This window comes from Paraburkholderia atlantica (assembly GCF_009362785.1).
GTDB lineage: Bacteria > Pseudomonadota > Gammaproteobacteria > Burkholderiales > Burkholderiaceae > Paraburkholderia > Paraburkholderia atlantica.
Window position 1 is genome coordinate 1 of the sequence record NZ_WHNQ01000125.1, and the last position, 4,332, is coordinate 4,332.

Consider the following 4,332-nt stretch of genomic DNA (forward strand, 5'->3'; position numbering starts at 1 on the left):
AATGCCGATCGCGAGACGCCGATCAAGGTCCGTCAGATCAAGTACCTGAACAACATTGTCGAACAGGACCATCGGGCTATCAAACGCCGGAGCCGGCCGATGCTGGGATTCAAGAACTTCCACCGTGCGAGGGTCATTCTCGGCGGCATCGAGGTAATGCACATGATCAGGAAAGGACAGATGAAATGTGCGGGCAAAGACCCGTCGTCTGCTTCCCAGCAGTTTTACTCCCTTGTGTCATAAGCAATACTTATCATATCGACATTTCTCGTCCCGACACCCTTACTGCAACAGAACCAAGCTGGTACCGCTCACGTGGTCGCTGCGCAAGCCCATTTCGTCGCCCCAATAGATGGTTGCCCCTTCCTGCTTCGCCTCTTTCGCAATGCCCGGATAATCCTCGTTCAGCCAGCGCTCGATTTCCTCGTCCTTTCTCTCGTACGCGCGTCGAACAGGTTTCTGGGCGGTCATGCCCCATGCCTTGAGGTATCGGCCCGCCGTCCACTTCGACACTTTCACGCCGCACTCGCGCTCAATCAGCTTTGCCACCGATTCGCGGGTCCACAGGTAGAACGGCAGCGCAAGCTGGTCGGGCATGCGCTCGATGATAAGCTTGCGCATTTTCACGGCTTGTGGATGAGTCAGCTGGCCGCTTCCGTGCCGACGGCCACGCTTGCCGGACCTCAGTGCCCTCAAGCCACCCTCTCGTGCCAACTTTATCCAGTTGCCCACCGCACGCAGGCTAACGCCATACGTTCGAGCCGCTTCCACTCGCGTCATGCCGCTACGCACCGCTTGCACCACCATCTTCCTCAGGTGCGCCTGCGTTGCCTCGCCCAGCTTCCTTGCGTCAGTTTGCGTATTCATACCTCTCTAACGCACAGGGCAGTATTTGGTGCACCGGTCAGTAACTTTGATGCCGCCCAGCGCTCGGCCATCATCTGTTCCAGATGACGCAGGCTCAGCGCATAGGCCACGTACCACCGAACGAACAGCAACATTACGTCTAACGAACGGCGGCCGATGCCGGCCGCCGTTAAGCGTCGTTTCAGAACGGGTCCGCGATATCATCAGTGCCGCCGACGTTCGGGGGCGATCGCTGTTGTCGGATCAGTTCGTGCAATTCGACGCCGTAGCGCATCCAGATGCACGCACGGGGCCATATTCTGTTCTCCGTGGTCGTCAGCCAGCGCCACGCCGGCCAGCCGGTCTGTTTCACCGCCGGCGCGCGCCCGTGTATCCGCCAACGTCATCTCGCGGCGCGCAGGTCATGCCCGCTTTCTGTTTCTCGAGGTACCGGTCAAGCCGGACGCTGGCTTCAATGACCGCCTGCAGTCTCGTCTCGCGTAACTGCCGGTCATGTTCGTTGACGACCGTCACCAGATTGTGTTTCAGCGGCTCAGCGAACACCCAGACGCCGGTCTGCGTGCCGGTATGGAGCGCATCAAACAGCATTCGCTCAGTTTCCTTGAGCAGTGACACCGACAGCAGCCCATGTCCCGCCTCGGTCAGAAAGATGGTGAGCAGCAGCGTCGAGGCCATCAGGTCGCCCGCTGCCCGGTTACCTTCGTCGCGGCGAATCGACTCAAGCGCCATCCGGCAACGGAGCATGACTTTTTCGGTGGTCTCGCGTGCAGGAGGCAGAAAGAGCCGCTTCGACTGGCGCGATTGCATCGCCCTGCGCGATGAGACGTTTTTTTTCGATACTGGCATGCCTGCAATAATCTCCAGTTCTGCACATACCCGGACATTGTACGGGTCCAGCACGTGCACAAGCCGCTCTCCGAAGTGGTTTCATCCGATCGACGCCCGCACTGATCACGTGGAAATCCATCGCATTTTCCGGGTCGTCGATTGGGCCGGCAAAGCAACGCCATGACGCCCTCGACCCGCACACCCTGTGCTCCGCAGCTTCGTCTCACAGGGGATTGCAGTGCTTCATCCTGCAAGGCAGCATCTGCAGCGAGCAGGTCACCTGAAAGCACGGTTGGTAAATCTGCTCCGACTGGCTCGAGTGCGTGCTACCTGTCCTGCAGGTGTGGGATCAATCGGCATCATCGTTTTCCGGCTCACTGACGTTTGTGCGCCCTGCGGCGGGCTGTCGCAAGCGTAGCGTTATCGCTGGCCGCAGGGTCAAGCGATGCCACCGGAGTCTTGGCAGCAACCCCATGGACGGCTTTGTCACGTTAGAGAGAAGACAATGCTGGATAATCGCGCGTTCGAGCATGCCCAGGTCGGTGAACGTCTTCTGCACAACCGGTTTCAGCCCGTACCCTGCAATCTCGTACAGCGCCATGTTCCCCCCTCCCCTTTTTTGACTGCTCGGTGCGGGCCGCTCACTTCCTGACGCCGGAGTTGCCCGGACTGTTCGCCACGCTGCGCCGGGCCGGCTGCTGGGGCTGGATAGCCACGACCGGGCTCAGAGCCAGTCATCTTCGCGCTGGTGTCGCACCGCGAGAATGCTGACGTACCGCACAGGTTCATCCTGCTCGTCCGCCTCGTCCTGTACCGCCGCGCCCTCCTGCTCACCCTCGATCTCGAACAGCGCGACATAACCGGAATTGCCAAACGAGATGACTAGCTCGCGCAGGAACGGATTCGCGTCGTCCACCTTGCGGCACGTGAACGGAAAATCACGCAGCACCTCGACTGCCCGGCGGATCGCCTCGAGGGCGCGTTCAGCGGCCGCAACATCGCGCCTGACCAGAAAGCCGTACAGCCGCTTCAGGTCGTCGCGCGCCGACGCGGCATAGCGCACGCGAAAGCTCACTGCGCGCGCCTCGCGGCATCAAGCATGCCCTGCAGCTCGGCATGGACGTCGTCCGCATCGATCCAGTCGTTCTCTGCGTGCGCCCGTGTGCGCGCTTCGAGCCCGCGCGCGATGAACTCGCACTGCAGGCGCCGGCGCGCGACGCTCTCGCGCAGGGCGGCTTCCATGAACGCCGACAGCGACTCGTTTTCGAGCAGTACGGCCTCCGCGGCCTGACGCAGTTCAGGATCGACCCGCAGGGGCGGCATGGTGGCGGTTTTCATGAGATTCTCCGTGCATCGCAAATGTAATACGCATGATAGCACGCGCCGGTGTGCGACGGGCATCCGTGTCGCCTGAGCCCATTGAGTGCGGGTTAACCCCATTCCCTTATACAGAAGTGTCATAACCGTCGCGCAAGATCTGGATGGTGATCACCGCATCCATGACCCGCTGCATGCCTATCCACAGCGTCTTCGCCCCCGGTTCACCGTCGCTTCTACGCCCGAGGAAACCGCCCAGTGACGCGATCATCCGTATCATCTGGTTGAGCGTTGGTGTCTTTTTCGGGCGTGGCTTTTTTGTGAGCATGTGAGCGCCATGTATCTCGTCAGTTGCAAAGAACAGGGATGCGTCCAGCTCTGGACACGTTCTGCCTAGACGCATGAGCCGTGCGATGCGCCACGATACAACCATGTACAGTGCAAGTGCCTTCTCCACCCGCTCGGCTTTGTTCAGCAGGGCATGGCCGCAGTTGGTTGCAGACGCAACTAGGCATTTTTGACGCAAACGGCCCTGCCGAAGCTGTTCCACAGATTCACGAGGTTCGCGATAATCACGCCCGAGCTATTGTCGAATCTGGTGTACAGCGGGAGCGGCGGGAATTTGAGAAGGCGGTGGCGGTCTAGCTGAGAATGTTGCTTGTCAAAGGCACAACCAGCGAACCCGAGAAGGCCGGACCCGACCACCATGAAGAAGATGGTTCTGTTGCAGTAAGGCCCACGTTAAAATTGGGTAGCGAATTTTTGAGCTGTGCGATGAAGAAGACGAAGACACCGCGAACCACACTCGCGCCGGGCTTAGCCAAGGTCCTGAAGCGCCTTCACTACCCGCTTGAAGTGATTTTGCTGTGCGTGCGATGGTACGTGGCCTATTCGCTGAGTTTGCGCAACCTTGCGGAAATGATGGACGAGCGTGGTATCGCGGTGTGAGCTTCCCCTGAAATTTCGCCTTCCAGCAGGTCGGGTATAAACTCGACCGAAAGGAAGGAAAGAAGAAATGTTTAGAGCTATTGTCGAATCTGGTGTACAGCGGGAGCGGCAGGAATTTGAGAAGGCGGTGGCGGTCTAGCTGAGAATGTTGCTTGTCAAAGGCACAACCAGCGAACCCGAGAAGGCCGGACCCGACCACCATGAAGAAGATTACGCAAGAAGCGAACAGCAGTAAAGCGCAAACGAAAAGCGTGCTAGATGAGCTGATCCAGCAAGGCGCGCGGCAGATCATTCAGCAGGCAGTCGAGGTGGAACTGGCGACCATGCTCGAACAGTACAGCAACGTGAAGTCGATCGACGGCCGGCGTGCCG

The 4,332-nt window shown here is 59.4% G+C and carries 6 protein-coding genes and 4 pseudogenes; 3 read left to right on the top strand and 7 right to left on the bottom strand.

What is annotated here, in order from left to right; genetic code table 11:
* A partial coding sequence (locus tag GCT19_RS41005) for a DDE-type integrase/transposase/recombinase (RefSeq protein ID WP_152855015.1) occupies positions 1 to 243 on the top strand: 243 nt, incomplete at its 5' end.
* Between the two features lie 39 nt (positions 244 to 282).
* On the opposite strand, the gene GCT19_RS41010 is transcribed toward GCT19_RS41005, so the two are convergent.
* The 7 genes and pseudogenes from GCT19_RS41010 to GCT19_RS41040 all read right to left on the bottom strand — a co-directional run.
* Positions 283 to 867 (bottom strand): winged helix-turn-helix domain-containing protein, encoded by a 585-nt coding sequence (locus GCT19_RS41010; RefSeq protein ID WP_227749491.1) that lies wholly within the window; start codon positions 865 to 867, stop codon positions 283 to 285.
* Between the two features lie 59 nt (positions 868 to 926).
* A pseudogene (locus GCT19_RS45170) lies at positions 927 to 1,052 on the bottom strand (IS6 family transposase); the annotation flags it as partial.
* Positions 1,053 to 1,215: 163 nt separating this feature from the next.
* Complete coding sequence (locus tag GCT19_RS41020) at positions 1,216 to 1,773, bottom strand: hypothetical protein (RefSeq protein WP_152855016.1); 558 nt, start codon at positions 1,771 to 1,773, stop codon at positions 1,216 to 1,218.
* 271 nt (positions 1,774 to 2,044) lie between these two features.
* Positions 2,045 to 2,296, bottom strand: a complete 252-nt coding sequence (locus tag GCT19_RS41025; protein ID WP_152855017.1) for a hypothetical protein — start codon at positions 2,294 to 2,296, stop codon at positions 2,045 to 2,047.
* 123 nt (positions 2,297 to 2,419) lie between these two features.
* Positions 2,420 to 2,770 carry a type II toxin-antitoxin system RelE/ParE family toxin gene (locus GCT19_RS41030; RefSeq protein WP_321576955.1) on the bottom strand — a complete coding sequence of 117 codons (351 nt, stop codon included), beginning with the start codon at positions 2,768 to 2,770 and terminating at the stop codon, positions 2,420 to 2,422.
* On the bottom strand, positions 2,767 to 3,033 hold the full coding sequence (locus GCT19_RS41035; protein WP_152855018.1) for a YlcI/YnfO family protein: 267 nt from the start codon (positions 3,031 to 3,033) through the stop codon (positions 2,767 to 2,769). The genes GCT19_RS41030 and GCT19_RS41035 overlap by 4 nt, the downstream gene beginning before the upstream one ends.
* A gap of 106 nt (positions 3,034 to 3,139) precedes the next feature.
* Positions 3,140 to 3,487 (bottom strand): annotated as a pseudogene (locus GCT19_RS41040) (IS4 family transposase); the annotation flags it as partial.
* A gap of 299 nt (positions 3,488 to 3,786) precedes the next feature.
* Here GCT19_RS41040 and GCT19_RS41045 point away from each other — a divergent pair.
* Positions 3,787 to 3,957: pseudogene (locus GCT19_RS41045) on the top strand (IS6 family transposase); the annotation flags it as partial.
* Between the two features lie 203 nt (positions 3,958 to 4,160).
* Positions 4,161 to 4,332, top strand: a pseudogene (locus GCT19_RS45175) (IS256 family transposase); the annotation flags it as partial.